This window comes from Mammaliicoccus fleurettii (assembly GCF_003970575.1).
Taxonomy (GTDB): Bacteria; Bacillota; Bacilli; order Staphylococcales; family Staphylococcaceae; genus Mammaliicoccus; species Mammaliicoccus fleurettii.
The window spans coordinates 1-584 of sequence record NZ_RXWZ01000177.1 but is presented as its reverse complement, the minus strand read 5'-3'; the positions used below and the strand labels follow the sequence as shown (position 1 = coordinate 584).

Below are 584 nucleotides of genomic sequence, written 5' to 3'. Positions count from 1 at the left end.
GATAACTGGTGGAAATGGTATAGAAATGGAGAAACACATAGATTTAATCAACAGATAGGAAAACAATATTCTTATGGAAAAGACAAAGAGGAATTAAGTTCTGAAGAAGCATTAAAACTTAAATTAAAACGCCTAGAAATTGAAAATGATATTTTAAAAAAGTACAAAGCATTGGAAAGGAAGTGGTCCCAGAAATAGTTGTTGAATTGGTAAATGAACTGAAAAATAAATATAGCGTAAAACTCATTTTAGAAACATTGAATATTCCAAAATCAAATTACTATAGATGGAAAAACAAAGTATCCAAAATAGATGAAGTCGAAATTAAGATTAAAAAAATATGTAAGGATTACAAATTTACATATGGTTATAGAAAAGTAACTGCGTTGGTAAATAAGGCATTTAAAGAGGCTATTAATCATAAAAAAGTACAAAGAATCATGCAGAAGTACCATTTAAATTGTAAGGTAAGAATGAAGAAATTCAAAAAACCAGGTAGTGCTTATTATAGAACAAGTAATTTAGTTAACAGAAATTTTCGTGCAGAAAAGCCTTTACAACTACTCTTAACAGACATTACCTAT

1 pseudogene is annotated in these 584 nt (G+C 27.6%); it reads left to right on the top strand.

Features of this window, described 5'->3' with window-relative positions:
* Positions 1 to 584, top strand: a pseudogene (locus CD129_RS11760) (IS3 family transposase); the annotation flags it as partial.